This is a genomic window from Corynebacterium sp. KPL2734, from assembly GCF_040225595.1.
GTDB lineage: Bacteria > Actinomycetota > Actinomycetes > Mycobacteriales > Mycobacteriaceae > Corynebacterium > Corynebacterium rhinophilum.
Window position 1 is genome coordinate 1 of the sequence record NZ_JBEHFO010000016.1, and the last position, 26385, is coordinate 26385.

Here is a 26385-nt window from a genome sequence, read left to right on the forward strand (position 1 = left end):
CGTCTCGCCATAGTAGTCATTCTGGTTCATCTCCTTATGCGGGTTGGGTTCCCACACACAAACCATTAGACACTCTCATACGGCCTAACCCTCGGATGTATCCAATTTCCGGGGCTAGGACTCTCTCCCAAACTTGGGATACCGAACCCCGTCCGAGGTTGAAACAGGATAGTGAGAACAGACCCCGCTACAGGATAAAATGGAAATCACGGCAAATTCTCAAGAACAAAACTCGGGGCACTTAGAGCGTGGGGAAACAACGTTCACACTCGTTTATATCTCCAAGGTAGAGACAACAGTGCACTAAAAAGCAAGACGAAAGTCGCACCTACTAAATATGCTAGCGATCCCCAAGAGATAGCCTCGCCGCCAAAGATGCCGTATCTAATTGCTTTACTTATATGGACAGCTGGGTTGGTTTCTCCCGCTATCTGAAGCCACGGCGGCAATAAGTCTTCCGGAACGGCAACCGGACCGAAACTTAGTAGAACAATAGCCAATAATAATGAGATTGAAGACGCCTGCTCAAGACTGGTGCTTAATGCTCCGATTATCATTCCGGCAGAAAGGAAAGCACAACCAGCAAAAATTACGGCAGGCACGATAGCGAAAGACGGAGATAAAGAGAGACCGAGAATCTTAACTACCACTATCGGAGTTATGAGCAGTGAAGGGGTAGCTAAAAGACCAAAGGCTATAAAACTTCCGATAACAAACTGGAGGCGCTTCGCTCCGGTAGCCGCTAGTTGATCTAGGGCTCCATTCGCTTTCATAAAGGAAATGTTGGTGGCAATTTTTCCCTGCAGCTCAAACAGTAAAGAAAACGCTAGCCCGCTTATCACAGCGTACTCAACGGCGGTACCACCTAAATTTTGTGCGTATACACCAAGTCCTAAGGACATCAGAACAGGTACGACAATCCCAGTAAGCAGCATTGACGGCCAAGACCATCGCCAATTGGTCAGCTGTATGCGGGTAAACGTAATGGTGTTACTCATGCTTTATTAGTTTTGGATGCGACTAGGTTGACAAAAACATCCTCAAGACTGGGGGAACTGATAGTAATGTCTTCGGCTCCTTCGAGGTATAGTTTCGAGATAATTCTCGGAACTTGGTCGACATCTACTATCTGTTCCCAAGGTGCTGATCCTTTATCGGTATTGGATTCAGTACGGTACGCAATGGTTCGTCTATTTTGAATCTCCTGCATTATCTGGTCAACCGTACCGTTGGCAATGAGTCGCCCCTTATCCATGACTCCGAGATGGGTTAGACAAGATTCAGCTTCGGAAACTGCGTGAGTGATTACTAATATGGTAACTCCCTCTTGGGAAAGGTTTGCAATTTCGTTCCATACTAGGCGGCGGTTTAGGGTATCCAGCTCGTTCGTAGGCTCATCGAGAATGACGAATGGACGGTTGGAGGAGATAGCGATCGCAAGTTGGACAAGTTTACTTTGTCCACCGGATAGTGATCTCACTTCTTGATTGTGGAAACGAAGAATGCCCAGCTTTTCTAGGAGTCGTTTCTGCTGTTTCTTCGATGACTTCGTCCCGTACAGCCGACCGAAGTAAGTCATCGATTCTTTTACGGTCATGGTGTTTAGGGCCAAGGGAGATTGCGACAAATATGCGACATTTGACCTTTGCCAGTCGGCGGTCGCCGCCGCATCTCTGCCTTCGTTTATCCAGACGTGACCGGAATTCGGGCGTAGTACGCCGGTCAGGATTCGGGCTAAGCTACTTTTTCCCGAACCGTTACGCCCAATCAAACCGTAGACACTTCCTTTGTCGATGCTCAGCGAAACATTGTCGACTGCTGGATTTTCTTGATTAGGGTAGGCCTTACAGAGACGCTCTAGTCGCACGAGTTCTGACATGCCCTAACGCCTTTCAATCGACAACGAAACGGCCTAGATTTATGGCGGACGTTACTAAAGCAGCTGAGATATGCAATGTCATCGTCCGAGAATGATTATGATAATAGTACTCGGTCCTAACCCCCGATGTGTCCACTTATTGGAGACATTGCCAAAGTCCTCCATCTTTCGTTCAATCTTGGTTTTGAACATGGAGAAATGCTTGGTGATAACAGCCATGGGCTGTTCAATTCCCTGTAGGTGCACCTCGTAGGTATCTCGCATAAAATTCGGCGCATCCGTGAGTGCGACCTCCAAGGTGTTGGAGGATTTAACACCGGGTCAAGGACCTGGTTTAGGAAATAACCAGCTCGTCGAACGTTTTTAATCCTCCTCCCTAGGGGTGGTTTTTGCTTTTTCCTGTGCTTCGTGGGCCTCTTCGTAGGCCCGCGCGCGGTGAGCGGTCATGGTTTGTGCAAAAGTCTGCACCCAATTCTTATTCTTTTCCGCCAGCGGGCCGGAGGGCTCGGTGACGGTCCAGGTGCCGTCCTCGAAGAGCCAAATAATGTCCCGGGTGTGCGGATCCATGACGTAGAAGGCGCGGCCATCGGTCTTTATGTTGTGGTGGTGCTGGCACAGGCAGGCAAGGTTTGCGGGAGTCGTCGGCCCGCCATCCGCGTGGTTGACGCGGTGATCCTTTTGGCACACCGTGGCAGGGCGGTTGCAGCCTGGGTAGCGGCAGGTGCCGTCGAATCCTTCGAGGAAGGCTGCCATATCCGGCGGAGTCACATATCCTTTTACCTCCTTATCCGGGTTCATTTCCCGGATCTTGGAGTAGGGCAGCGCGTTGGAGCGCGCTGGGTCGAGCCATCCAACGGATTCGATGAAGGCGGGGGAGTTGGGGACATCGGTTGCCTTGTAGGCATTCAGGATGACCTGGGGTGCTTCGGTATTGCCGGTGAGGAGGGAAATGGCGGCATCGGCAAGCGAGCAATCTAGCTTGAGCGCAGTCTCCTTGATGCACTTATCTACGCACGCCATCACCGAAGGCTCCGCGCTCAGCGTCATCGCCGCGGTATTGTTTCCCCAATTTTCCATGGTGTAGCGCGGCTGGGTCGGTCCCTTTTTGACCGCAAGGGTGTCATCTTCGAGGTTGATGAGCTCATTAATCTTCCTTTTAATCTGTGCTTGCGTCCGCATGGACTGGTTGGCGCGGGTGGGAGTGAGGTAGGCGGTGAGCTGCTCATCGATGCGCGCGACTACCTCCGGGGTCGGGTTGCCCAGGCGGTTGAGGGATTTATTGATGGCAATGAGGCGGTCTAAATCTAGGTGATAGAGCTGGTGCTGCAGTTCTTTCAGCTGGGGGAGCTCTTCCAGGCGGTACAGGGCCATCAGGATATGGCCGATTCGCCCCTGATTAACTCCGGTGGTGCGGTAGAGAGATTGGGTGACTAATTCGAAATCAGAATCGAGATCGGGGATCTGCTCAGTCCAGAACTCATATTCAGTCTTTCGCATTTCAAAAGCTACGCGTGTAGTGGGGTCTTTGGTGTTGGTCGTGGAAAAGTAGGGATCTTCCATGGCGCTTAAAACCTAAATTTGTGGTGTGAACGTGTGTACGAAAAACACTATAGAACACCCACCGGACATTCGCCTGTTTTACGGCGTTTCTGCAGGTAGGACTGCATATTCTTTCGTCAAAATAAACAGCTTAAAAAGCAAAATTATGTGCTAGTTTAAGGCAGGTATGAGTCAGGAGCAGGAAACGCAGGAAGAACCCGGGCGTGCGTGGTGGCAGTGGTGGGCGCCCTTGGCGATGATCGCTGTCTTCTTGGTGCTCCCGCCGGCGATTTACCAGGCGGTTTCCGGCACGGTATTGCTCGGCCTTATGGGTGGGCTTACCGTGCTTATTGCTTTTATCGATGCCGCCACATTCCGCTACTCATGGACCATCTTCTGGGTGGCGGGCATCGCCTATTTCGCAGCCATGGCGATGTACTTCAACGAGGGGACATGGATTTACCTGCCGGTAATGGTCCTTTTGGCGTTGGGTGCTAGCAAATTGGGCGCCAAGGTGGGGAAGCGCTGATGGAAATCTGGCGGTTGAACCACCCTGAGGCCGGCCTGCTCGAGGTTGAGCGCGGCTACGATGCCGAGTTCGCCGAGCGGGGCGAATGGCCCAAGGAACCGGAGGAATTTACGCCGGTGCTTGGCGATGCCCCCTTTATCCACCGCATCCAGCTCTGGCGGAAGAATCCCACACCCCGCATGCAGATCGTGGTCGACCACGAGGTTCGTAGCCGGCACGACAAGCCGCGTGGCGGCCGTTATTCATTGCAGAAGAAGCTGGAAAACGATCTCTCATTCAGTGAGAATAGTGCGCCGCGGACTAAGCCTTATGTAGATATCCAAGCCACTCCTTTTGGGGAGATACAGGATGTCTACTACCGCGATGGGGAGGAGGCCGTGGCCTTTGATCCGCCGCCGGGCTCCTTGGGTGAAAAGCGGCGCCGGGCAATGGAAGAAAGCCCCTTCAAGCGCGTGCTGTATCCGCTGCTCGGTGGGCTGGGGAAGTCCGGGTGGGCCATTGCGATGATTGTTTTGGCTCCTATTATTAGCCGCATCCTCTCGCGTTTGCTGCCGGATTGGGAGCTGCCAGATGTAGATTTTCCGGAGATTTACCTTCCGCTGCCAAATCTGCCGAATCTGCCGGAGCCACCGCAGATTACCTTGCCCGCGCCGCAGTTTGCGATGCACTTTGTACCGCCGGAATGGGTGGTTTTCCTTATGGATTACAGCAGGGTGTGGATGCCTATAGTTATTGCCATTGCCTTTGGGGTGATGGCGGTGCGCAATGCAAAGAAATCGGAGGCGAAGAAGAAGGAGTGGCAGAACCATGAAGATTCGCGGCGCGATTGATGCGGAGGGCAGGTGCAAGCATTGGCATTCCCCGCTCGACGTGGTGGCCAATAAGTGCGCGACCTGTGGCGAGTACTTTGCGTGCGCGCTGTGCCATGCGGAGCTGACGGATCATGAGTTTGGGCCCATGCTTGTCGATGCCCCCGCTGCCCTCTGCGGTTCCTGTGGCCTCGAGATGGATTACCAGCTGTATTCTTCTGTCGAGGCATGCCCGAAGTGTGGGCATATGTTTAATCCCGGCTGCAGTGCGCATGCCGGGATCTATTTTCAGGTCACCGCGTAAAAGCGAGGGGAGAGTGCTACTGGTTCAGGCCCAAGAAGCGGTTGACCAGGCTGTGGTAGGCGCGCACGGTGAGATCCAGGTCTTCGAGGTAGAGGTGCTCATCGTGGCTGTGTAATTGCGAGTTGGCGCTGGCCATATCGCGGCCCTCGGCATGCATCGCGAAACCGTAGGCATTGCCGCCCTTGCGTCGAGCGAAGCGGAGGTCGGAGCCACCGGTGGCATGGACGGGCACGACGTCTTTATCGGGGAAGAACTCTTTGGCGGTGGCCTCAATGGTGCGCCAGAGCTCGGTATCGGTGGAGGACTGGGTGGCATTTTCGGTGATGAGGTGTTCGATTTCTACCTCATCGGCGAGATCGCCCAGTGCGCTGCGGAGGAAGTCGTCCAAGTCTTCCTGGGTTTGCCCAGGGAAGGGGCGGATATCCATCTCGAGGTAGGCGTGGGAAGGCAGCACATTGATGGCTCCGCCGGCACGCAGGACGGTCTCGGCGATGGTGGTGTGGCTAAAGGCGTGGGCGTAGGCATCGAGGTTGCCGAACTTGGTGTAGTCACCGGTGCCATCGATAAGCTCTTTTTCGGTCTCAGGATCGAACTTGAAGGTGCGAACGAAGCCCTCCCAGATCTCGTTGGAGGCTGTGGGTGGCTCGGCTTCGGCGATGCGGCGGGCGACCTCGCCGATCTTTACGATGGCAAAGTCCTTGCCGTAGGGAGTCGAGCCGTGCCCGGCATCACCGGTGACGTGGAGGCGGCGCTGACCGGCGCCCTTTTCGCCTACGTTGAAGCCCACCGCGCCGGGCAGGTGGCTACCGCCGGTCTCGGAGAGGCAGTTCTTCCAGGAGAAGGCATCGGGGTGGTTTTCTGCCATCCACCGCACGCCCAGGCCACCGCGGGCCTCTTCATCGGCCATGCCCACGAAGGCAAGCGTTCCGCCGGGGTTGCCGGCGCGCGCTACCTCGCGGGTGACGGCGGCCATGGTGGCGGTAATAAAGAGCATGTCTACGGAACCGCGGCCGTAGAGCTTGCCATCTTCAATGAGGGCCTCGAAGGGTGGCTTGGTCCACTTGGGTTCGTCGACGGGGACGACATCGGTATGCCCCATAAGGGTGAGGGGCTCCTTGGCGGGATCGCCGGGAACGGTGACCACGATGGACACGCGGCCTGGGTGGGACTCAAAGCGCTCGATGGAGACGTCTTCACCGGCAAAAAAGTTCTCTAGCGTATCGGCATTGCGCACCTCAAAGCCGGAATCCGGGGTGAGGTCGTTTACGCAAGCATTGCGGATGAGTTCTTGGAGGAGTTCGAGGGTGTCATCGTAAAGCGTCATGCCCCTTAGGGTAATCCCGAGAAAAAAAATTTGTGATTTTGGCCAAAGTTGAACGGCGTTCAAGTAGGGTTCACTGCATGAGCATCATCGACATCGCCCGTGAGAAAGCTCTGGAGCAAGGCAAAGGCCTTAACCAGGAAGAACTACTACAAGTACTGCAGGTTCCAGATTCCCAGCTGGAAGAGATTGCTGATATCGCCCACCAGACCCGCCTGAAGTGGTGCGGCCCGGACGTATCGGTGGAAGGCATTATCTCCATCAAGACCGGTGGTTGCCCAGAGGATTGCCACTTCTGCTCCCAGTCCGGCCTCTTCGAGTCCCCAGTGCGCGCAGTGCGCCTGAACATCCCTGAGCTGGTGGAGGCGGCACAGAAGACCGCCAAGACCGGCGCCACCGAATTCTGCATCGTTGCTGCGGTGAAGTCCCCGGATGACCGCCTGCTGGACCAGGTGGGCGAGGCCATCGCCGCCATTAACGATGCCGTTGACATCGAGATTTCCTGCTCCCTGGGCACCCTGACCCGCGAGCAGGCACAGCGCCTGAAGGACATGGGCGCACAGCGCTACAACCACAACCTGGAGACCTCCCGCTCCTACTTCCCCAACGTGGTCACCACCCACACCTGGGAAGAGCGCAAGAAGACCCTGGACTACGTGCGCGAGGTAGGCATGGAAGTCTGCTGTGGCGGCATCATCGGCATGGGCGAGTCCCTGGAGCAGCGCGCCGAGTTCGCAGCCCAGCTGGCAGAGATCGATCCGTGCGAGGTTCCGATGAACTTCCTCGACCCTCGCCCGGGCACCCCGTTCGCTGATCGCCCGCTGGTTCCGCTGGGTGAGGGCCTGCGTGCCGTTGCTGCATTCCGCTTGGCGATGCCCTCCACCACCCTCCGCTTCGCTGGCGGCCGCGAGCTTTCGCTTGGCGATGACGGCACCGAGCGCGGTTTGCTCGGCGGCATCAACGCCATCATTGCCGGCAACTACTTGACCACCCTGGGTCAGGAAATCGAAAAGGATGTGGACATGCTGGGCCGCATCGATCTCCCGATCAAGGCTCTGTAGTGTCCGAGCCGAACTCTGAGTTGGCAACCGCCGTCCTGGCCGGGGACGAGCCAATTTTCCACCCCAATACCGGCAAGCCGATCGAAGAGGTCTTCAAGCTGCACCCCGCTGCAGCTGCTGGCCTCGACGTACCGCGCTACTGCCAGATCTGCGGCCGCCGCATGGTAGCCCAGGTGCGTCCCGATGGCTGGCACACCAAGTGCTCGCGCCACGGGGAGCTAGATTCTGAGTGGTTATATGTAGAGCAGCTACCAGAGAGTTAGCACTACTAAGATAGGGAGCCGCTGCCGCAAGGCAGGCGGCTCCTTTTTCTATTGAAAAATGGCTCTGACCTGGGTATAGGTAAATCTACTTGCGAAATTTGGTGCGCTCTACTTTAGAGATTTGGTACGTCCTACTTGCGAAATTTGGTAAAAACTTGCAATCGCTTGATTAGATTGGTGGGTATGGATCCCGCTGTAGCCCATGCTCATCAGTCCGCGCTGCGATCGATTGCGCGTGTCGTGGAGGAGACGGCGCCGCACACGGAGGCGGGGAAGGCTTTGGGGGACATCGGCAAGCAGCTGCGTAACGGGCCGGTCATGGTGCTCACTGGGGCGGGGGTATCGACGGAATCGGGGGTGCCGGATTATCGCGGGCCGCGGGGCTCGCTGAGCAGGCACCGACCAATGACGTATCAGGAATTTCGCCATGATCCGGCTGCTAGCCATAGGTATTGGGCGCGTAGCTTCGTGGGCTGGCGCGTGATGGATTCCGCGGCGCCGAATCGCACGCATTATGCGCTCGTGGAGTTGGAGCGCGCCGGGCTGGTTAATGGTGTGGTCACCCAAAACGTGGATGGGCTGCATAAACGAGCGGGTACGGAGAGGTTGGTGACGCTGCACGGTGATATGGAAACCGTGGTGTGTCTGCTGTGTGGTCACTATGAGGATCGCGGGCACTTCGATACGCGCCTAGCGGCCGCGAACCCGGGGTACCTAGAGCGCCTAGTCGTGGAAAGGGGCCAAGTTAATCCGGATGGTGACGTGACGCTGGATGAGAAAGATGTTGCGGCGTTCCGGATGGCGGGCTGCGAGCGCTGCGGATCGGAGCTGCTCAAGCCGGACGTGGTGTATTTTGGCGAGCCCGTGCCAGCCACGCGGCGGGATGCCGCCTTTGCGCTATTGAATGAGGCTAATTCGCTGCTGGTCGCCGGTTCTTCGCTGGCGGTGATGAGCGGTTATCGCTTTGTGCTTGAGGCCAAGAAGCAGGGCAAGCGCGTGGCCGTTATCAATGGCGGGCCAGGCCGCGGGGATAAGAAGGTGGATACGCTGTGGCGCACGCAGGTGGGCCCGGCTTTTGATGCCCTGCTCGATGAGCTGGAGATTTAATCAACGCGGCGTGTGCTCCACCATCCTGAGCAGCGTGCGCACGATGGCATGCACGCGCCTATCCATGGGCATATCTTCGTGCATGACCACGGCATGGCGGTCAAAATCTTGGATATAGATATTGCGCACCGCACCCTCAGGAGCGCCCTCTGGGTCGAGGAAGCAAGTCTCGGGCGGGACAACGACGGCATCGGAACGCGTGGCGATGCAGGTGTAGCTCACGCCGGATTCGAGGTCGCCGTCGCGGTTGACATCGCGAAGCACCTCGCTGCCCACCACCTGGTCCATGCCGGCGGGGCCAAACCAGCCATCGATAATGGAGCGGATCACCGCCTCTTGGCGTTGGGTGCGAATGAGGCGACTGGCGATGCCCCCGTGGGTCGTCCCATGATTAGGTGCGCTAATGCTCATGAGGTGGACGACCTTTTCGGCGCCGCCGTCCATGCGCATCCAGTACCGCGCGAGCAGTCCGCCCTGGGAGTGGCCTACCAAGATGACCTTTTCTGCTCCGGTGACGGCGAGCACGGTATCGATATACGCGCCGAGCTGCTGCGACGATTCCGGGATGGTCTGCGTGGCGCGGTGACCGTAGTCAGGGGCAAAGACCGCCCAGCCGTCTTGGCGCAAGATATTGCCCATAATTTGCCAGACGCCCTTGGTATCGCAGGTGCCGTGGATCAGGATGACCGGCCAGGGGCGCTCGTCGCGTGGGCGGGCGCCCCAATCGTCTTCGAAAACGCCGCGCGGCTTCGTGCGTGCGCCGAGGGGCAGGGTCCTTGCGGCATCGGCATCGAGGGCGGAATCGCCGGGACTGGACTTGTCCTTTTCGGCCTTGAGGCGGTCAACGATCTCGTCGGCGACGTCATCCTGCAAAGCACTGGCCGCGGCCGGGGAGGCGATGCCAAGGCGTGGCGAATCTTTTTCTTCGGGTGCATCTTCCTCGTTCACGCGCCCGAATTTGAGGAGTTGTTCAGAAATAATGCTTTTCAACTCTGCAAGAGATTCGACAGCCATGCCTTCCAATCATACGCGTTAATGCAGGTAAATGGCCTCTTTAGAAAAGTTGAAGAAATTTATGGAGAAAGCCCTTGACCACACGCCATAATCTTTGTAAACTTAGGCTTGCCTAATCACGGGCGGTGCTTACGGCGTAGGGCGCTCCACTCCTTGCCGCTAAGTGCCAGAGATTAGTCATGGGGAGAGGGCCCGCCGATGCGCAGTCGGCGGGCCTTCGTTTATGCAAGAAAACTTGCACGATTATCGCTGGCCGCTTAGTCTTACTAATCGTTCAGGATTTCTTGCACGATTGGAGTGAGGATGAGCCCGCGAAAGTATGAGCATCCAGCCATCGAAGAACTAGAATTCGTCCGTGTTCTGGCTGCAGTAAGCGATCCCATCCGGTTGGAAATGGTTAAGCGCATGGCGGACGGCCAAGAGCACGATAGCTTGAGGCTTGCCGATGACCTCCCGAGATCTACCCTGACGTATCACACCCGACAGCTCCGTGAAGCGGGAGTGACGTGGACAAGGGGTAAGGGGCGAACCTGTTTGATATCTTTGCGGAGCCAAGACTTGAATGAACGTTTTCCGGGCTTGCTTGATGCGGTGATTGACAATGCTTAAGCAGCTGTGGCCGTTTGTCATAGGTAGTGTGGCGCTCGGCTTAGATGCATATGTTATTGCTGGCTTGCTGCCGCAGATTGCGGAAGACTTGGGCACGAACGGCAGCATGATTGGCTTGGGCGTCACCGCTTTTACCGGTGCGTACGCTGTATCTGGTCCGCTGTTATCGGGTAAAGCGGGCAAGAATCCGCGTAGCGGCCTGCTTGGCGCAATCGCTGTATTCTCTCTGGCGAATATTATGACTGCCGTATCACCTACGGTGGGAGTTTTTATCGTCTCGCGGCTAATTGCTGGTGTGGCGGCGGGTGTCTATTCGCCGTTGTCCTCAGCGGTTGCGGGTGTGTCTGTTGCAGCAGAGCGTCGCGGGCGCGCACTGTCATTGGTCCTAGCTGGATTGGCGGTGGGAACTGTCGTGGGTGTGCCGGTGGGGTTGGGCGTCGCCGAGCAGTTAGGTTGGCGGGCTACTATTGGGTTGGTTTCGCTAGTTGGCATAGTGGCATGGTAGGTATAGCGTTGCGCAATCCGAGTGCCGTACCGGCTGTGCCTTCTTCCTCGCTGAGACAGCGAGTCCGAGTCATCGGCCGAGTAGATAATTTGCTGACGGTCCTAGTTACTTTCTTTGTGGGAGTGGGATCGTTAGGTTTGTACACCTATATTTCTGTCGTGCTCGGTCGTGTGCAGGTAGACACCATTGCGGGCATGTGGATTTGGGGTATCGGTGGCGCAGTGGGCGCATTTGGAATCGGGCGGGTGCTCGATAAGGTAAATAGTTCTCGCACGCTAACGTTGATAATCATTGCTTTACTTGCAGCTGATTTCGCGCTATTACTGCTCTTCCCCTCGAGCCACGTGGTGGCAGCGGTGTGCCTATTTGCATGGGGGCTTTTGGGCTGGGCTTCTATGGCGCCGCAACAAAATATCATGCTCAGCGCGAACCCTGATGAAGGTGCGACTGCAGTTGCTGCGAATGCGTCTGCAAACTATCTGGGCTCAGCTGTTGGTTCCGCGGTCGGGGGCCTTTTGCTTCCTTCCTCCACGGGACTTTTGCTTGCTGCGCTGTTCGCAGTTTTACTAGGAATCGCATGCAATGTTGGGGTCGGCACCCTTACTCGCGCTCGGTTCGGCGGGGATGCGGATTAGGCACCCCAAGGACTACCAAACTTTATTCCCATATAGGCAAAAGTTAAACGCTTTTTGTGGCGCATAATGCTGGTTCTCGCGCATTAAATGTGTCATTCGGATTTCTGAGTGCACGGCGTAATGTGAGTACTTCGCCATATTCTTTTGCCACTGTGGCGTCGAACGGTACGATTTTTCCTTTAATCGTGCAGCGGAGAGCTACTAAGAGTCCGATCTGTTCGCCATCCAGCCAGAGAAGCATGATTCCGGGGTAGAACTCGGATGAGAACTGCGGTATTTGCAGTAGGTTCGATTGTGGTTTGAAACCGTTCCACTATCTGTTCAACGGGTTCCAGTTTCATGGCTTCAGAGATTAGGTCGACGCCGATGGTGGTTGAAAGGCGACAAGCCCTGCCTCTTCGCTGATGATATCGGCAGTGCTTTAACTCAGTCTATCTCGGAATAAACAATGTATGGCACGGAGCTCTGCCGTGCTGCTCGGTCCCCGCTAAACTCGCCGGTATGACCGATCTGCAGCATGTCCACTCCGTAGATGAAGCGGTGACTCGCTTAATTGAGCATTATGAAACCTCGTGCGAGATGGCGCGCGAGGCCCTTGCCTCCGGCACCCTCGATGATTATCGCCACGTGGTCTATCCCAAGGTGACCGTGGAGATCCGTAAATGGCAGCCGATCGACCGCTCCGAGCCCTTTGGCTATGTGGACGAGGCCGGCAAGTATTCTGCGGTCGTCTCCAAGCCGCACATCATCCGAGAGTACTTGCACGAGCAGCTGACTCGGCTGACTAACAATTATCCGTGCGATATCTTCGTCGGCCAATCGGATGAGCGCATTCCGCCGGAATACATCAAGGATGCCCCGGCGGCGCCGCAGGAGCGCGGTCCCATCCCGCGCCCGACCTTGGATGAGGTCAACGATGCGATTATTGATGGCGAGTGGGACGCCTTCCACGGCGGGGAAAAGCCGCTCTTTCACTTCGGGGCGCAGCGCTTCGATATTGCTTGTGCGCGCATTGAGCACTACACCGGCATCGAGGTTGATACGGTGCAGAAATACATTCTGTTTACCAATTACGCGATGCATACCACGGAATTCGTGAAATTCGGCCTGCGCGAGCTGACCAAGGAGGATTCGCGGTATACGGCGCTCGTATTGCCCAATGGGGAGACCATTCATCCCAATGATGCGGTGGACCTCGACCTGGATGGGCTGACGCTGACCTCGCGCTTTCAGATGCCCCGGTTCGATCTCATTACCGCGGGCGGCGATGGCATCACGATGATCAACATTGGTGTAGGGCCATCGAATGCCAAGACGATTACGGATTGCTTGGCCGTGCTGCGGCCGGAGGCCTGGATCATGATTGGCCACTGCGCCGGCATGGATGGGCGCATGCGCATCGGTGACTTGATCTTGGGCAATGCCTACGAGCGCCACGACCACATCTTGGACCGGCAGGTGGTTTCTTCCACACCGATTCCGGCCATTCCAGAGGTCCAGCGCATGCTGGAGGCATCCGTGGATGAGGTCTACGGCAGCGATAATTCGCTCATGCGCACCGGCACGGTGCTATCGACCGATGACCGCGATTGGGAATGGCGCACCAGCCGGGATCTGTGGGAGTGGTTGCGCACTTCTACCGCGGTAGCGGTGGACATGGAATCGTGCGCCTTGGCGGCGAATGGGTACCGCTACCGCGTGCCCTATGGCACACTGCTATCCGTATCGGATCTTCCCCTGCACGCCGTGCCGAAGCTGCCGGCACAGGCCCAGGCGTTTTATTCCAACTCCAAGGAAGCCCACGTCATGTGCGCCGTGCGCGCGGTGGAACAGCTGGCAGAAAACCCGGAGCGCCTGCGCACGCGCAAGCTGCGGCGCACGTTGGGAGAGGTTCCTTTCCGGTAGCTGCTTTCCCTTGGTAGGTATCGCTAGTTAAACTACAAAGAAAGCCCATGACGCAAAAGGAGCCGCGCAATCGTGACTGAGAATTGGATTCACCCGGACCGGGAGAACCTCACCTGGGAAGTCTTCGGCGAAGCGAGCCGGAATCTTTCGGAGCAAATCGTGGAATCCGGCTGGTTTCCTGACTTGATCGTGGGCGTTGCCCGCGGCGGCCTGATCCCAGCCGGTGCCATTGGTTATGCCATCGGGGTCAAGGCCATGGGCGCTATCAATGTGGAGTTCTACACCGATATTGGCCAGACCTTGGACGAGCCGATCATCTTGTCCCCGCAATTGGATACGGATTCCCTCAAGGGCAAGAAGGTGCTCGTCGTTGATGACGTGGCCGATTCCGGCAAGACCTTGGATCTGGTGGTGAACTTCTTGGAAGAAACTGCCGATGAGGTGCGTTCCGCTGTGGTCTATACCAAGCCGAAGACCATCTTTGAGCCGGATTATTCGTGGAAGAAGACGGATAAGTGGATCAACTTTGCCTGGTCGGTGCTGCCGGTCATCACGGCGGATGGCTCCTTTCAGGAAGGCTCGTAGTAGCTACTAGTATGTGCAGGCGTGATTAACGAGCAGCCTGCACCCACCGGCGTCATCGCCAGTTTCCGCTTTGCATTTTCCTCACCTGCGCGTTTGCGCAAGGAGGTCCTTGGCGGACTGGCGGTGGCGCTTGCTTTGATCCCGGAAGTTTTAAGCTTTTCTATTCTCGCCGGCCTCGACCCGCGGGTGGGGCTGTATTCCTCGGTGATTATGGCGATGGCTATCGCCTTTACCGGCGGCCGGCCCGCCATGATTTCCGCGGCGGCGGGCGCGGTTGCCCTGGTGGTGGCACCGCTCGCGCACGAGTATGGGCATGATTATGTGGTGGCGGCGGTGCTTGCGGCCGGTATCATCCAGGTGCTGTTGGCGTGGGTGGGCATCGCCAAGCTCATGTGCTTTATCCCGCGTTCGGTGATGACGGGATTCGTCAATGCGCTGGGCATAATGATGTTTACCGCGCAGCTGCCGCACCTTATTGATGTCCCCTGGATGGTCTATGTGCTGGTGGCTATAGGCCTGGCCATCATGATTGTTTTGCCGCGGTTTACCCAGGCAATTCCGGCGCCGTTGGTGACCATCGTGGTGGTAAGCCTCATCGCCGTCGCGGCTGGGTGGAAGGTCCCGGATGTGGCGGACCAGGGCGAGCTGCCCACGACGCTGCCGGGGCTGTTCATTCCGGATATTCCGTGGAACCTGGAGACTCTGCAAGTCATTGCGCCCTATGCCTTTGGGATGGCGCTGGTGGGCCTGATGGAATCGCTGCTGACGGCAAAGCTTGTCGATGACATCACGGATACCCATTCCGATAAGACCCGCGAGTCCTTTGGCCAGGGCATTGGCAATATATTGGCCGCGGCCATTGGTGGCATGGGTGTGTGTGCGATGATTGGCCAGACGATGATCGGCGTCAAGGTATCCCAGGCGCGCACGCGCTTGTCGACGTTCCTCGCCGGCGCCTTCCTCCTCGTGCTGTGCCTGCTTTTCGGCGAGGCGGTAGGCCGCATTCCGATGGCCGCGCTGGTCGCGGTGATGATCCTCGTGGCGGCGACGACGGTGAATTGGCATTCCATCCGCCCGCGCACGCTCAAGCTGATGCCGCTTTCTGAAATCCTCGTCATGCTGCTGACGGTCGCGGGCACGCTGGCCACGCATAACCTGGCGGTAGGAGTGGTCTTAGGCGTGGTGGCTGCATCGATTGGCTTTGCCCGCCGGGTGGCGCACCTCGTGGAGGTTGAGTTGGTAGATGGATATACCTACGTGGTGCATGGCCAGCTCTTCTTCGCCTCCTCGAATGATTTGGTTTACGCCTTTGATTACACGCTTGATACGGACTTCGTGGTGGTGGACCTTTCCGATGCCGAGGTCTGGGATGCCTCGACGGTGGCGACGCTGGATGCGGTGCAGAAAAAGTACGCGGATCGCGGCATTGAGGTGGAGTTTCGGGGCCTCGATGGGGCGAGCGCGCAGCGCCTGGAGCGCCTGAGTGGGCAACTGGGTGATTAATATCACATTGCGGGCGTGATGTGCGTAAGCGTACCGGCTGAGAAGCGTTGGATGGAGTGGACTAGCGCGGCGAGATTGACCGTTTAGGGCAATGACCTCGAACTATTAGGCGATAGTAACTTCGTGCCGTGGAGCAGCTTTGTCTTAACTAACTTAGGTGATCCAACCTGAAAAATGCCCCTGAGGTGCGGGTTTGATTAAGCATACCTTGCTAGACGGGAGATTTTATTTGGGTATTGTAGTGCCTACAACCAATTAATTGATTCCTACAGAAAGGATTTAGCAATGGATGAGAAGCTGCAAACTCTGCTAAACAATCAGGTCATTAACGAACACGGCGCCGCTATGGTCTACACCCAGCTGGCCTACGAGATGGACAACCTGTCCTTCCCGGGCATGCGCGACTGGTTCATGGCTCAGGCTAGCGAAGAGCGCGTCCACGCACAGAAGCTTGCGGATCACCTCTTGGCACGCGGCTACCGCGTAGAGCTCAACGATATCCCGGTTGGCTCCATCAAGGCTGCCACCCCGCTGGATGCGTTCGAGGCTTCCTTGGCACACGAGCAGAAGGTCTCCGAGCAGATTCGCGAGATCGCCCGCGTTGCCCTTGATATTCAGGATCTGGACTCCCGCCAGCTCATTGACTGGTTCTTGGCTGAGCAGATCGAGGAAGAGGACACCGTTTCTGAGATTATTGACCAGATCAAGCTGGTGGGCAACGATGGTGCTGGCCTGCTGCGCATCGATTCCCGTTTGGCTAACCGCAACTCCTAAGTTGTGAATAACAAACCCATCAAGATTTAAATCAATCCTCCCATGGCACTGCGCTGCTGTGGGAGGATTGACGTATGTCTGCACACCTTAAAGCAACCCTCTCTGCCACCCTGGCGGTATTGGCATTAAGCCTCATCATCGGTGCTGCGGTCATCTCAAGCCACGTGACCCTCGGCATCTTTTTGACCACCGCGGCGCTCATGCTGAGCCCGTTTGCGGGGGTGGTGATGCTGGCGTGTGGGGTCATCGGCAAGCGCGGGCTGGTCAACCGCTCCTTATATTCCTTGAGTGGAATGCTTATTCTGGCCTCGTTGGCCGTGCTCATCGTGTTACCGATGGCGCAGGCGACGGCGGCGCTGGTGATTTTTATCGCCGGTACCGCGGTAGGCATTGTGGCACTGCAGACCCAAGCTACTAGGCGCGCATAAACTGGACGCATTATGCCGAAGTTGCTGTTTGATCTGTACGGCGTGCTGCTGCGCCCCGCCACGCCGGAAGCGCACGCTGAACTGGAACGCTTCCTCGCGCCTGCGAACCCGGAGGCATTCTGGGAGGCCTATAACTATTTCCGGCCGGATTACGATGCCGGAATTTTCAGCGATAGCCACTACTGGAACGAGATAGCCACCCGTGCGGGCATGGCACCCATCGACTGCACTGGGGCCGTTGCCTGCGAGAATCAGTACCTGCTCGAGGCGGACCCAGAGATGGTAGCGCTGGTCAAAGGGCTCATCGGGGAGGGCTTTAGCGTGGGGATTTTATCCAATATCCCCACGACCCTGGCGGAACAGGTGCGCGCGCAGCACCCGTGGTTGGCAGAGTGCGCGGCGGTAACGCTGAGCTGCGATATCGGGGTGGCCAAGCCGCATCCTGAGGCTTACCGGGTGGCGGTGGACGCGCTCGCGGCGCAGCCCAAGGACACGCATTTTTTCGATGACCGCATCGACTACATCGAGGGCGCTACCTATTGCGGCCTGCAATCCCACCTGTTTACCGGCATCGACTCCGCGCGCGAGGTTTTACGCGGTCTGGAGTGAGCGGCCGAGCTCCAACGGCTCGCGCAATAGCTGATCGGTAGCCACGGTGCGGGCGACGGCGCGCACGATTTCTTTGTGGCTTGGAATCATGCGCAGCTCTAGGTCCTCCGAGGTGGAATCGCGGACAGTGGAGGCAAAAAGCTGGGGCGCGCGGGAATCACCGGTAAAGGCCCCGCCGGCAATCACCACGGTCTTCGGCGAGTATTCGTGGACCATCTCCGCCGTAATCTGGCCCAACTGGCGGGCCCGCTCATCCAAAATGGCGCGCACGGCTGAATTGGATTCGGCGATGGTCGCGACCTCGGGCAGGGTATTGGCCTCGATGCCGTGGCGGCGCACGGCGTCCAGAATGGACTGGGTGGCCAAGAGATGTTCGGAAGCGCCGTGCCCCAGTAGGTCAGAGCGGGTCTGTGGCAGCGGGATGATGGAATTTACCTCGTCATCGGCGGATAGCGCTGAACCTAAAGAATCGTCCGCGAAGAGCAGGAGCACGCGCTCGTTCGTACCAATCTCGGCGGCCTGCGTCTCTGAGCCCAAAATGGCGGAAATGGCGGAGGTAACCACCACGGGGACGCTAAATTGGAAGCGCAGGCGCGCCGCGATATCCACACCGTGCCAGCCCAGATTGTCCGCGGTGACTAGGCCCTCTTCATCCACGGTGCCCGAGGTGGTAATTCCCAAGGCCACGAGGCGGCGATCCAGGCCCGTCATCATGCGGTTGATGCCGGCCATGATGTGTTCAAGAAAGTCTTCCTCCGTCAGGCGGGCGACAGGAGTGGTGATTTCTTCCTCCGCAACGGTGCGGCCCTTGATGTCATAGAGGCCGATATAGGTCTCGGAGGTACCGACGGCGATGCCGCCGAGTACCCAGTTATTATCCGCGGCCTCGAGGGGGACCGTAGGGCGGCCTCGGCCCTGGGATTGGGTGAGGTCGGTGCGCTCTTGGATGAGTCCTGCATTCAGGAGTGCGGTGGTAGCGCGGGTAATGGTGGGCTGGGAGAGCCCGGTGGCTTCTACCAGCTCACTACGGGTAATGATCGGGTTCAGGCGCACCAGGTGAAGGCACTTAGCAGCCGGTGTACGGGGGCGCGTGAACACGGGGCCAGGTTTGATCATGAAAGAAAGTATATGTGTCACAGACTGCTTTGTCTAATCTATTCATGGGTGTACGTACCGAATGGTCTAAAGGTGGAGGTAGGCCAAAAATTCCCTATGCTGGGGCGCATGAGATCAGTAGCGGTTTATTGCGGCTCCGCCGTGGGCAATTCGCCCGCGTATAGTGCAGCGGCGCAACACTTGGGCGGCGAGCTTGCCCGTCGCGGGCTGAACTTGGTTTATGGCGGCGGAAATATCGGCCTCATGCGCGAGGTTGCCAATTCCTGCCTGAATGCTGGCGGCACCGTCACTGGCGTCATGCCGCAATCTTTGGTGGATTTAGAAATCTCCCACCCAGGCTTGACCCGCCTCGAGGTCGTGGATTCTATGGCCGAGCGGAAAACCCGGATGGAGCAGCTGGCGGATGCCTTTATTTGTTTGCCCGGCGGCGTAGGCACGTTGGAGGAGGTAACAGAGGTACTGACCCAACAACAGCTGGGCAGCATTCGCGGGCCCGTTGGCTTGGTTGATGTGGAAGGTTTTTGGCAGCCCTTTTATGACATGTATGCCGCCATGGCTGAGGCGGGCTTCATCCTGCCCCGTTTTGTAAAAGCACTGGTCATAGAGGAAAATCCCGCGGCCGTGCTGGATGGTTTTGCCCAGTGGCACTACCCGGGCACGAAGTGGAACAACGATTAGCTAACAAGTTTGCAACATTTGGGTGGGGCTGGGTGGCCTATCAACAAGATAAAGGGTTAGACTTCCCTCTTATGAGTTCTGAGCAGACCGCTAAGCGCCAGCCCTCTCTACTGGACGCTTCGTGCGATAACTTCGTTCACGACCTAGCCGAGCTATCCCCAACAGATGCAACCGCGTGGGGCATTGACGGTTTTGAAGGCGAATTGCAGGATTTTTCCCCCGACTATTTTGAGGCTGTCGCTGATCGCACCCGCGACATGGTTGCGGATCTGGATGCCTTGGATGACACCACCGATGAATCCGATGATGAGGATGACTTCGATGACGTGGATTATGTCACCGCCGCCGTCTTGCGGGATCGTCTCTGCTTAGATCTGGATTTGCACCACCACGGCGAGGATATTCGCAGCCTTAATAATATTGCCTCGCCTGTGCAGACCATCCGGGATTCCCTGCTGCTTATGCCGCAGGAGACCCAGGAAGACCGCGAGGCCATTCGCTCCCGCCTGTCCAAGGTCAAGGGCTCCCTCGATGGCTACCGCGAGTCCCTGAAGGAAGCGGCCTCCCACGGCATGGTGGCACCGCACCGCCAGATCTCTGAGGTCATTGTGCAGTGCGAGCGGCTTGCCGATGCCGACTCTATGCTCGAGGACCTCGGGCTCGACCCCGACTCCGCCGAGGTGAAGAAGGCCAAGGAGGCCTTTGGCGAGTTCTCGGATTGGCTGTCTAATGATCTGCAGCCGCAGTCCTCTAATAAGGACGCGGTGGGCCGCGAGCGCTACGAGCGTTTTTCCAAGCTTTTCGTCGGCGATTCCGTGGACTTGGACGAGGCCTATGAATGGGGCCTTGACCAGGTGCGCTACCTGCGCGGTGAGCAGGAAAAGATTGCGCACGATCTTTATGGCCCGGAGTGCTCGGTGCGCTCTGCCATGCGCAAGCTGAACCACGAGGATCGCTATACCCTGCGCGGTACCGATGCCTTGGTGGAGTGGATGCAGAGCAAGGCCGATGCGGTCATCGCTGAGCTCAATGGCAAGGAATTCGACATTCCGGAAGAAGTAGAAGAGATCGAGTGCCGCATCGACCCAGCGGGCACCGGTGACATCTTCTACACCCCGCCCAGCGATGACTTTTCGCGCCCGGGCCGCATGTGGTGGTCCGTGCCGGAGGGCCAGGACACCTTCCACACCTGGCAGGAGCTGACCACCGTGCACCATGAGGGCGTACCGGGCCACCACCTGCAGCTGGGTTCTGCCCTGGTACAAGAGGATCTGAACCTGTGGCGCCGCGCGGTGACGTGGAATTCCGGCCACGGCGAGGGCTGGGCCCTGTACGCTGAGCAGCTCATGGCCGAGCTGGGCTACATGGACGATCCTGGCGTGCGGATGGGGCTGCTCGATGCCCAGCGCCTGCGCGCGGCCCGCGTCGTGGTGGACATCGGATTGCACCTGGGCAAGAAGCTACCGGACTGCACCGTATCCGGCGTGTGGGATAAGGCCCACGTGAAGACCTACATGCGCGAAAACACCGCCATGGATGATGCGAACCTCAACTTTGAGGTCAACCGCTACCTGGGTTGGCCGGGCCAGGCCCCGTCCTATGCCCTGGGCCAGCGCCTGTGGCAAGAAACCCGCGCCGCCGCCGAGGAGCAGGGCATGAGCGCCCGCGAATTCCACTCCGAGGCCCTGGCTCTTGGCTCGGTGCCCATGTCGGTGCTGCGCGAGGCCGTGCTCAATAACTAAACGCGCAGGCTAGCCGCGCACGCTAGCGCCTTTTAGCAAACTTGCCGACGGCCCTAATGAGCTGCGGCAGGTACCCCGCAATGACCAGCACGGCGATGAGGCGGGTGAGCTGCACCGCGATAACCACCGGGCCAGCCCCGCCTTTCGCGGAAAGCGCGAGCACGGTCTCTAGCGCGCCGGGGCTAGTAGCTAGGTAGGCCTCGAAGTAGCTGATATTGAGCCAGTGCATCAGTGGCCACGCCGTGGCCGCGCACAGGCCGAGGACCGCGGCGATGGAAAGAATCGTCGCGGGAAGTTGTTTGGCAAAGGCCTTGAGCGCGGGGAGCGATAGCCCGCCGCCGCAGACCCACCCGATGGATAAAAAGGCGATGACCTTAAAAGCGTAGATGGGCTCTAACGTATGGCCTTCCGGCAGGAAGAAGGAGGCCAGCACCGTCAAGATCAGCGGGCCGAGCACGGCAGCTGCGGGCAGGTGCAGGAATTTGCCAAGGCTTTCGCCGACCAGCGCGATAACGAGCACTAGTGCGATGATCCACCAGGTGGTTTCCGCCTCGAGCCTTAAGCCACCGCCCCTTCCGGCAGGCGTATCGAGGAAGGTCACGACGGCGGGAAGGGATACGGAAACGATCAATAACCGCAGGTATTGGGTGAGCGCGACGTAGCGGTAGTCGGCACCGAGTTCATCGGCAAGCGCGGGCATGAGCGAGGCACCGCCGGGAAGCATAGACAGGATGCCGGTTTCGGAGGAGACGTCCCGTGGCTGCTGCCGGTGCAGCATGACGCCGCAGAAGATGCCCAGCGCGATGGTGACAAAGGACATGGTTATGGCCGCCGGCAGGTATCCCACCAATTGGCCAAACGAGACCACCGTTAGCGGCAGCGCGGCCATGATGCCGATGAATCCGCGCGATAGGCCATAAAATTTGCGGTTGACCTTGAGGTCCTCGCCGGTGATAAGGGCCATGGCGCCGGAGGCGATGATCGCGGCCAAAATCCACGCGGCCGGCACGCGCCACATGCTAAAAAGCCAGCCCAAGAGGACGGAGACGGGCACGACGATGCCCCACCGCAGGATGGTGTGGGTGTCTACGCTCATTCCCCAGTGCCGCTTTGCCACGTATTCTCCCATCTTCTGCTCGTCTTCGATCGAGTCTAGACCTCCCCGCCGCGGGGTTTATGATCTCCTCATGGATATCGACGTGGCGCAGTGGGCGGTGCTCCTTGTGGGCGCGGCGGGGGCAGGCTGGATCGACGCGGTCATCGGCGGGGGAGGCCTCGTGCTTATTCCGCTATTGCTTGCCGTCGTTCCGGGGCTTGCACCAGCAACGGCGCTGGCCACCAATAAACTTGCGGCGGTATCCGGCACGGCATCGGCCGCCGTGACCTTGGTACGCAAGGTGCGCCCGCCGGCAGGGGAGCTCGTTCGCTACGCCCTCATCGCGCTCGTGTGCGCTGGGCTGGGCGCGAGTGTGGCGGCGAATCTAAATAGCGCCATCATGCGCCCGCTCATCATCGTGTTGTTAGTGGTGGTGGGCGTTTTCGTGACCTTTAAGCCGAGCTTTGGTACCACCGAGTCACCCGGGATCCGCGGCGGATGGCGCACCTGGGCGGGGATTGCGGCGGTCGCGGCCATCTCCTTTTATGACGGGATCTTTGGCCCGGGTACCGGCATGTTCCTGATTATGGCCTTTACCTTCATCTTCTCCCAGAACTTCCTAAAATCTGCGGCGATGGCCAAGGTGGTCAATACTGCCACGAACCTCGGCGCGCTGGTGACCTTCATCCTTGGCGGCCACGTGTGGTGGACCCTTGGTATCGCGTTGGCCGCCGCCAATATCCTCGGCGCCCAAGTGGGCGCGCGGACGGTGCTGAGCGGCGGGACGAAGTTTATCCGCTACGCCCTGCTTACCTTGGTAGTGGTCATGAGTTGCTATCTATCCTGGCAGCAGTGGGGCTAGGTTACATCCGGTTCTTGGTCCGCGCGGTGGCAATGGCATTCCACGGATCCTCGGGCCACGGGTGCTTGGGGTAGCGCCCGCGCATATCGGCTCGAACCCCCGCGTAGGGGCCGGACCAGAAGCTGGCAAGATCATCGGTGACCGCCAGCGGGCGGCCGGCGGGGGAGAGCAAGTGAAATTGCACGCGATTGCCGCAGTACTCCGGCGATTCGGCCAGGCCGAAGCATTCTTGCAACTTGATGTGGACCACGGGGCGCTCGCCCGACCAGTCGATTTTGGCATCGCGGCCGGAGGGCACTGGGAGGCGCTGAGGTGCGAGCTCGTCTAAGCGGGTGGCTTCGGGCCAGGGAAGCAGGCGCTGCAGGGCGGGGTACATGTCTATCTTGGCGGTGGGGGTTCCCGCGGCAATCTGGTGCAGCTCGGGCCCGAGCCACTCGGCGGGATCGGCGGCATCGACATCCGGCCACGGATCGCCGTAATGCGCGTGCAGGTGGCGGAGCCTATCTTTTAAGCTTTGGGCCTTTTCGCTGAAGGTAAATAGACCGAGGCCTTCTTCACGGATGCCGGCGGCTAGGGCTTGCGCAGCGGCATCGCCGGTGACCTTGACCGGGGTTTCGGACAGTACAATTGCTCCGGCCGCCCGGACCTTGACCCCGCGCACGCGGCCCTCACGCAGGAAGGCGCGGGTTTCTTCTGTGACGCCGATGGCATCCAGCGCGGCGGACTCTGCGATGCGAGCGGCGGTGCGGATGATGGGGTTTCCGGCATTGGAGAGGGTGACCTCCGCGATGGCGAGCCACGGCGAGCCGGCCAGCCCGGAGTTATCCAGCAGCCGGGCGCGGGTGCCGCTGGCCAGCAGGTAATCTTCACCCACGCGCTTGGCCACCTGCTCGGGATAGGCGGTGGCGACGACCTCGCCGGGGTCAGCGGGGCCGAGATCCTCTACCAGGCAAGACAGGCGCTTGACTTCCTTCTGCGGTGCGGGGCGGCGGGTGAGATCGGTGGTGTTGGTGGGGGCATCGGCAAGCGCGGCGATGGTGGGCGCCGCCTGGCTGCCGTGGCGGATAAGGGCCGCGCCGAGGCGGGGATCGGTGGGCAAGAGGGCGAGCTCCTGCGTCGCGCCAATGCGCTCGAGGATGGCGCGCGCGGCCGCAAGGGCCTGGGCAGGCGGCGGATCGAGCAGCGGGAAATCCGGGCCGGCGCCCCAACAGTCTAAAAACAGCGCAGCCTGGGTGAGATCCGCAGACAGGATCTCCGGCGTAGTGTGCGGGGAAAAGTGCTGGTAATCGTCCTGGGAATAGCAACGAATGACCGTACCCGGCGCCTCACGGCCGGCACGGCCCGCACGCTGGTTCGCGCTCGACCTCGATGTGGAGACCGTCACCAGGCCAGACATGCCGCGCTGCGCATCGCGCCGGGGAACACGGGCCAGCCCCGCATCCACCACCACGCGCACGCCAGGCACCGTCAGCGAGGATTCCGCGATGGACGTGGCCACCACAATGCGCTGCTCATCGGTATAGAGCGCAGCATCTTGCTCCGCGGTGGTCTGCTTGCCGTGCAGTGGGAAAACATTATGGCCCTGCAGCTCCTCGCACACCAGGTTGACCTCGCGCACGCCGGGCACGAAGACCAGCGTTGATTCGTGTTGGCGGGCCGCCTGCTTGGCGATGCCCCCGTAAAATTCCCGCGACCCCGCCGCGCGCCCCGATTGCGGCGCGTACTGGATATCCAAGGGATAGGTCACCGCCTCGGTGGTATGGATGGGCGCGCCCATGAGCTGGGAAAAGCGCTGCGCGTCTACCGTGGCGGACATAGCGATGACGCGGAAGTCTTCGCGCAGCTCTGCCAGCTCCAGGCACATCCCGAGCACCAGATCCGTATCCAGCTGGCGCTCGTGGACCTCATCGATGGCCACGGCGGCTACGCCCTCGAGCTCCGGATCCTTCAGCAGGCGGCGCAGCAGCACGCCCGGGGTGACGAACTCGACCTCGCTGCCCGTGTGGGACTCGCCGCGGATGGCGAAACCGACTTTCTCCGGGGTGCCGCTGAGGGTGCTCAAGCGCTGGGCGGCCGCGCGCACGGCCACGCGGCGCGGGGCGGTGACGATGACCTTGCCGCGCCCTGCAGTGTGATTGGCCAGCGCTGGTGGTACGAGCGTGGTTTTACCCGTGCCGGGCGGTGCCTGAATGACGACGTTTCCGGTGCGAGGCAGCGAATTGATGGTCTTGGCTACGGGCAGCCCCGCGCCAATGCTGGCGAGATCGAACATTTACTGCGCGGCCCCGAAACCTTCCACGGGGCCGTCCAAATCCTTGCGCTCCCACGAATCCTCATCGCCGTCCAGGGTGCGCACCACGCGGCCGGGCGTGCCCAGGACCAGGGAGTTATCCGGGATATCCTTGGTCACGAGCGTGCCGGCGCCAATAACGCAGTTTTCACCAATGGTAACCCCCGGCATGACGGTGGCATTGGCCCCAAACCACGTATTGCGCCCCACGGTGATGGGGTGGGCGATTTCCCACCCGCCCTCGCGCATCGCGTCATCATTGACGGGGTGGCCCACCGTAATGAACGAGCAATTGGGCCCAATCAGCACGCGGTCCCCGAATGTGACCTTGGCTTGGGCCAAAATGCTGCTGCCAAAGTTGATGAAGACGCCTTCCCCACAGACGATATTGCAGCCGTATTCCATATTCAGCGGCGCGTGCGCCCCCGGTACGTGTGATTCCTCCGGCAGGATCTCCCGCAAGATTGCCTGCGCCTGCTCCTTATCCGTGTTGTGCAGATCGTTGAACTGCCCAATCAACCCAAAGGTGCGCTGGTGCTCCTTGTCGATGTCCCCCATGCCCGGCAGGTGCCACTGCCCACCGGTCATCCGCTCCCAAGTGCCGTAGCGTTGCAGGTCGTGCAGCTTCTGTTCATCCATGGTGGCCATTGTAGAGGGCGCGTGGTTCCTGCTGAGCATACCGGACTTGACCCCCTCACCTTTCGATAGAATTAAGGAGACGTTTCTTATCAAACCATGTTTTGGAGTGTTTTTCTGATGAGTCGTTTGATTGGCTTTGCTGGGATTGCGGTGCTTGTGGTTTCAGGGGTCTTTGCTTTACTCGGTTACACAAAAATCTCGTATATTTTTCTAGCCGTTGCCGCCGTTGATCTCATAGTTGCCCGGATCTATCAGCCTGACGAATCCAATGACAGAAGAGCTAAACAGCTAAAAGCAGTTAGCTGCTTCTTCATACTCCTCGGCACACTTTTCATCTATATAACAGGGAATTGGATAGGTATCATCGCAATATTCTCAGGAATAATAGATCTCATGTCTGGAGAATATTCAATACTTAAAAAACAGCCGCAGAACCGATAGATTTGTCGGCTCTAATGTAAAATGCTGCCGGCCAATGAATGACCTCAAACGGGTGGGTACTTTCGTTCCTTTTCCGTTCGATAATGCTTCTACCGTTGTCTGATTTCTGGATTAGGCTATGTGGGACCTTGGACGAGGTAAA

27 protein-coding genes are annotated in these 26385 nt (G+C 58.7%); 18 read left to right on the plus strand and 9 right to left on the minus strand.

Annotated elements, in window-relative coordinates:
• Positions 1-263: 263 nt before the first annotated feature.
• From ABRP88_RS09305 to ABRP88_RS09315, 3 genes are all read right to left on the minus strand, one after another.
• The gene (locus ABRP88_RS09305; RefSeq protein WP_284864642.1) at positions 264-998 is read right to left on the minus strand and encodes an ABC transporter permease; all 735 of its coding nucleotides are present in this window, start codon (positions 996-998) and stop codon (positions 264-266) included.
• The gene (locus tag ABRP88_RS09310) at positions 995-1879 is read right to left on the minus strand and encodes an ABC transporter ATP-binding protein (protein WP_284864641.1); all 885 of its coding nucleotides are present in this window, start codon (positions 1877-1879) and stop codon (positions 995-997) included. The genes ABRP88_RS09305 and ABRP88_RS09310 overlap by 4 nt, the downstream gene beginning before the upstream one ends.
• Before the next feature lie 363 nt (positions 1880-2242).
• Positions 2243-3376 carry an HNH endonuclease signature motif containing protein gene (locus ABRP88_RS09315; RefSeq protein ID WP_349837032.1) on the minus strand — a complete coding sequence of 378 codons (1134 nt, stop codon included), beginning with the start codon at positions 3374-3376 and terminating at the stop codon, positions 2243-2245.
• A 229-nt stretch (positions 3377-3605) separates the two neighbouring features.
• Here ABRP88_RS09315 and ABRP88_RS09320 point away from each other — a divergent pair, with 229 nt between their 5' ends.
• From ABRP88_RS09320 to ABRP88_RS09330, 3 genes are read left to right on the plus strand one after another with little or no spacing between them, the layout of a single operon-like run.
• Positions 3606-3947 (plus strand): heme transporter, encoded by a 342-nt coding sequence (locus ABRP88_RS09320; RefSeq protein WP_349837033.1) that lies wholly within the window; start codon positions 3606-3608, stop codon positions 3945-3947.
• Positions 3947-4777, plus strand: coding sequence for a hypothetical protein (locus tag ABRP88_RS09325; protein ID WP_349837034.1), 831 nt, complete (start codon positions 3947-3949; stop codon positions 4775-4777). The genes ABRP88_RS09320 and ABRP88_RS09325 overlap by 1 nt, the downstream gene beginning before the upstream one ends.
• Positions 4755-5060 carry a CHY zinc finger protein gene (locus ABRP88_RS09330; protein ID WP_349837035.1) on the plus strand — a complete coding sequence of 102 codons (306 nt, stop codon included), beginning with the start codon at positions 4755-4757 and terminating at the stop codon, positions 5058-5060. Before ABRP88_RS09325 ends, ABRP88_RS09330 begins: the two co-directional genes overlap by 23 nt.
• Positions 5061-5076: 16 nt before the next feature.
• On the opposite strand, the gene ABRP88_RS09335 is transcribed toward ABRP88_RS09330, so the two are convergent.
• Positions 5077-6384, minus strand: a complete 1308-nt coding sequence (locus ABRP88_RS09335; RefSeq protein WP_284609905.1) for a M20/M25/M40 family metallo-hydrolase — start codon at positions 6382-6384, stop codon at positions 5077-5079.
• A gap of 77 nt (positions 6385-6461) precedes the next feature.
• Here ABRP88_RS09335 and bioB point away from each other — a divergent pair, with 77 nt between their 5' ends.
• The 3 genes from bioB to ABRP88_RS09350 all read left to right on the plus strand — a co-directional run bounded on the left by bioB (position 6462) and on the right by ABRP88_RS09350 (position 8812).
• On the plus strand, positions 6462-7442 hold the full coding sequence (bioB, locus tag ABRP88_RS09340; protein ID WP_005276160.1) for a biotin synthase BioB: 981 nt from the start codon (positions 6462-6464) through the stop codon (positions 7440-7442).
• Positions 7442-7705: a biotin synthase auxiliary protein BsaP gene (gene bsaP / locus ABRP88_RS09345; protein ID WP_023016459.1), complete on the plus strand. Its 264-nt coding sequence runs from the start codon at positions 7442-7444 to the stop codon at positions 7703-7705. The genes bioB and bsaP overlap by 1 nt, the downstream gene beginning before the upstream one ends.
• Before the next feature lie 183 nt (positions 7706-7888).
• Positions 7889-8812: a Sir2 family NAD-dependent protein deacetylase gene (locus ABRP88_RS09350; RefSeq protein WP_349837036.1), complete on the plus strand. Its 924-nt coding sequence runs from the start codon at positions 7889-7891 to the stop codon at positions 8810-8812.
• Here ABRP88_RS09350 and ABRP88_RS09355 read toward each other — a convergent pair whose 3' ends face one another.
• Positions 8813-9826 (minus strand): esterase/lipase family protein, encoded by a 1014-nt coding sequence (locus ABRP88_RS09355; protein WP_349837037.1) that lies wholly within the window; start codon positions 9824-9826, stop codon positions 8813-8815.
• 601 nt (positions 9827-10427) lie between these two features.
• Here ABRP88_RS09355 and ABRP88_RS09360 point away from each other — a divergent pair.
• The 8 genes from ABRP88_RS09360 (at position 10428) to ABRP88_RS09395 (ending at position 17379) form a co-directional block, all read left to right on the plus strand.
• The gene (locus tag ABRP88_RS09360; protein WP_349837038.1) at positions 10428-10940 is read left to right on the plus strand and encodes an MFS transporter; all 513 of its coding nucleotides are present in this window, start codon (positions 10428-10430) and stop codon (positions 10938-10940) included.
• Positions 10934-11575, plus strand: coding sequence for an MFS transporter (locus ABRP88_RS09365; RefSeq protein WP_349837039.1), 642 nt, complete (start codon positions 10934-10936; stop codon positions 11573-11575). Before ABRP88_RS09360 ends, ABRP88_RS09365 begins: the two co-directional genes overlap by 7 nt.
• 501 nt (positions 11576-12076) lie before the next feature.
• Positions 12077-13480 (plus strand): AMP nucleosidase, encoded by a 1404-nt coding sequence (gene amn / locus ABRP88_RS09370; RefSeq protein ID WP_349837040.1) that lies wholly within the window; start codon positions 12077-12079, stop codon positions 13478-13480.
• A gap of 72 nt (positions 13481-13552) precedes the next feature.
• Complete coding sequence (locus ABRP88_RS09375) at positions 13553-14065, plus strand: phosphoribosyltransferase (RefSeq protein WP_005276176.1); 513 nt, start codon at positions 13553-13555, stop codon at positions 14063-14065.
• A gap of 21 nt (positions 14066-14086) precedes the next feature.
• On the plus strand, positions 14087-15568 hold the full coding sequence (locus tag ABRP88_RS09380) for a SulP family inorganic anion transporter (RefSeq protein WP_349837041.1): 1482 nt from the start codon (positions 14087-14089) through the stop codon (positions 15566-15568).
• Positions 15569-15853: 285 nt separating this feature from the next.
• Entirely contained in the window at positions 15854-16342 is a 489-nt protein-coding gene (locus ABRP88_RS09385) for a ferritin (RefSeq protein ID WP_005276181.1), read from the plus strand.
• A 74-nt stretch (positions 16343-16416) separates the two neighbouring features.
• A complete protein-coding gene (locus ABRP88_RS09390) occupies positions 16417-16770 on the plus strand; it encodes a hypothetical protein (RefSeq protein ID WP_349837042.1) in 354 nt (117 codons plus the stop codon).
• Between the two features lie 12 nt (positions 16771-16782).
• Positions 16783-17379 carry an HAD-IA family hydrolase gene (locus ABRP88_RS09395; protein WP_349837043.1) on the plus strand — a complete coding sequence of 199 codons (597 nt, stop codon included), beginning with the start codon at positions 16783-16785 and terminating at the stop codon, positions 17377-17379.
• Here the strand turns inward: ABRP88_RS09395 and ABRP88_RS09400 are convergent.
• Complete coding sequence (locus ABRP88_RS09400; RefSeq protein ID WP_349837044.1) at positions 17362-18495, minus strand: ROK family transcriptional regulator; 1134 nt, start codon at positions 18493-18495, stop codon at positions 17362-17364. The two genes, ABRP88_RS09395 and ABRP88_RS09400, sit on opposite strands and share 18 nt — an antisense overlap.
• A gap of 108 nt (positions 18496-18603) precedes the next feature.
• Between ABRP88_RS09400 and ABRP88_RS09405 the strand changes: the two genes are divergently transcribed.
• Positions 18604-19173, plus strand: coding sequence for an LOG family protein (locus tag ABRP88_RS09405; RefSeq protein ID WP_296089970.1), 570 nt, complete (start codon positions 18604-18606; stop codon positions 19171-19173).
• 71 nt (positions 19174-19244) lie between these two features.
• Complete coding sequence (locus ABRP88_RS09410) at positions 19245-20915, plus strand: DUF885 domain-containing protein (protein WP_349837045.1); 1671 nt, start codon at positions 19245-19247, stop codon at positions 20913-20915.
• A 22-nt stretch (positions 20916-20937) separates the two neighbouring features.
• On the opposite strand, the gene ABRP88_RS09415 is transcribed toward ABRP88_RS09410, so the two are convergent.
• A complete protein-coding gene (locus tag ABRP88_RS09415) occupies positions 20938-22044 on the minus strand; it encodes an AbrB family transcriptional regulator (protein ID WP_349837046.1) in 1107 nt (368 codons plus the stop codon).
• A 58-nt stretch (positions 22045-22102) separates the two neighbouring features.
• Here ABRP88_RS09415 and ABRP88_RS09420 point away from each other — a divergent pair, with 58 nt between their 5' ends.
• Positions 22103-22873, plus strand: a complete 771-nt coding sequence (locus tag ABRP88_RS09420) for a TSUP family transporter (RefSeq protein ID WP_349837047.1) — start codon at positions 22103-22105, stop codon at positions 22871-22873.
• A 1-nt stretch (position 22874) separates the two neighbouring features.
• Here ABRP88_RS09420 and hrpB read toward each other — a convergent pair whose 3' ends face one another.
• Both hrpB and ABRP88_RS09430 read right to left on the minus strand, forming a co-directional pair.
• Complete coding sequence (gene hrpB, locus ABRP88_RS09425) at positions 22875-25145, minus strand: ATP-dependent helicase HrpB (RefSeq protein WP_349837048.1); 2271 nt, start codon at positions 25143-25145, stop codon at positions 22875-22877.
• On the minus strand, positions 25146-25811 hold the full coding sequence (locus tag ABRP88_RS09430) for a sugar O-acetyltransferase (protein WP_349837055.1): 666 nt from the start codon (positions 25809-25811) through the stop codon (positions 25146-25148). It lies immediately after the preceding gene.
• Positions 25812-25919: 108 nt separating this feature from the next.
• Between ABRP88_RS09430 and ABRP88_RS09435 the strand changes: the two genes are divergently transcribed.
• Positions 25920-26243 (plus strand): hypothetical protein, encoded by a 324-nt coding sequence (locus tag ABRP88_RS09435; RefSeq protein ID WP_302521596.1) that lies wholly within the window; start codon positions 25920-25922, stop codon positions 26241-26243.
• Positions 26244-26385: the final 142 nt, after the last annotated feature.

Excerpts from the sequence above, each read along its gene's own strand:
- ABRP88_RS09305 (WP_284864642.1), bottom strand. The coding sequence starts at position 998 with ATGAGTAACACCATTACGTTTACCCGCATACAGCTGACCAATTGGCGA.
- ABRP88_RS09310 (WP_284864641.1), bottom strand. The coding sequence starts at position 1,879 with ATGTCAGAACTCGTGCGACTAGAGCGTCTCTGTAAGGCCTACCCTAAT.
- ABRP88_RS09315 (WP_349837032.1), bottom strand. The coding sequence starts at position 3,376 with ATGCGAAAGACTGAATATGAGTTCTGGACTGAGCAGATCCCCGATCTC.
- ABRP88_RS09320 (WP_349837033.1), top strand. The coding sequence starts at position 3,606 with ATGAGTCAGGAGCAGGAAACGCAGGAAGAACCCGGGCGTGCGTGGTGG.
- ABRP88_RS09325 (WP_349837034.1), top strand. The coding sequence starts at position 3,947 with ATGGAAATCTGGCGGTTGAACCACCCTGAGGCCGGCCTGCTCGAGGTT.
- ABRP88_RS09330 (WP_349837035.1), top strand. The coding sequence starts at position 4,755 with ATGAAGATTCGCGGCGCGATTGATGCGGAGGGCAGGTGCAAGCATTGG.
- ABRP88_RS09335 (WP_284609905.1), bottom strand. The coding sequence starts at position 6,384 with ATGACGCTTTACGATGACACCCTCGAACTCCTCCAAGAACTCATCCGC.
- bioB (WP_005276160.1), top strand. The coding sequence starts at position 6,462 with ATGAGCATCATCGACATCGCCCGTGAGAAAGCTCTGGAGCAAGGCAAA.
- ABRP88_RS09350 (WP_349837036.1), top strand. The coding sequence starts at position 7,889 with ATGGATCCCGCTGTAGCCCATGCTCATCAGTCCGCGCTGCGATCGATT.
- ABRP88_RS09355 (WP_349837037.1), bottom strand. The coding sequence starts at position 9,826 with ATGGCTGTCGAATCTCTTGCAGAGTTGAAAAGCATTATTTCTGAACAA.
- ABRP88_RS09360 (WP_349837038.1), top strand. The coding sequence starts at position 10,428 with ATGCTTAAGCAGCTGTGGCCGTTTGTCATAGGTAGTGTGGCGCTCGGC.
- ABRP88_RS09365 (WP_349837039.1), top strand. The coding sequence starts at position 10,934 with ATGGTAGGTATAGCGTTGCGCAATCCGAGTGCCGTACCGGCTGTGCCT.
- amn (WP_349837040.1), top strand. The coding sequence starts at position 12,077 with ATGACCGATCTGCAGCATGTCCACTCCGTAGATGAAGCGGTGACTCGC.
- ABRP88_RS09385 (WP_005276181.1), top strand. The coding sequence starts at position 15,854 with ATGGATGAGAAGCTGCAAACTCTGCTAAACAATCAGGTCATTAACGAA.
- ABRP88_RS09390 (WP_349837042.1), top strand. The coding sequence starts at position 16,417 with ATGTCTGCACACCTTAAAGCAACCCTCTCTGCCACCCTGGCGGTATTG.
- ABRP88_RS09395 (WP_349837043.1), top strand. The coding sequence starts at position 16,783 with ATGCCGAAGTTGCTGTTTGATCTGTACGGCGTGCTGCTGCGCCCCGCC.
- ABRP88_RS09400 (WP_349837044.1), bottom strand. The coding sequence starts at position 18,495 with ATGATCAAACCTGGCCCCGTGTTCACGCGCCCCCGTACACCGGCTGCT.
- ABRP88_RS09405 (WP_296089970.1), top strand. The coding sequence starts at position 18,604 with ATGAGATCAGTAGCGGTTTATTGCGGCTCCGCCGTGGGCAATTCGCCC.
- ABRP88_RS09410 (WP_349837045.1), top strand. The coding sequence starts at position 19,245 with ATGAGTTCTGAGCAGACCGCTAAGCGCCAGCCCTCTCTACTGGACGCT.
- ABRP88_RS09415 (WP_349837046.1), bottom strand. The coding sequence starts at position 22,044 with ATGGGAGAATACGTGGCAAAGCGGCACTGGGGAATGAGCGTAGACACC.
- ABRP88_RS09420 (WP_349837047.1), top strand. The coding sequence starts at position 22,103 with ATGGATATCGACGTGGCGCAGTGGGCGGTGCTCCTTGTGGGCGCGGCG.
- hrpB (WP_349837048.1), bottom strand. The coding sequence starts at position 25,145 with ATGTTCGATCTCGCCAGCATTGGCGCGGGGCTGCCCGTAGCCAAGACC.
- ABRP88_RS09430 (WP_349837055.1), bottom strand. The coding sequence starts at position 25,811 with ATGGCCACCATGGATGAACAGAAGCTGCACGACCTGCAACGCTACGGC.
- ABRP88_RS09435 (WP_302521596.1), top strand. The coding sequence starts at position 25,920 with ATGAGTCGTTTGATTGGCTTTGCTGGGATTGCGGTGCTTGTGGTTTCA.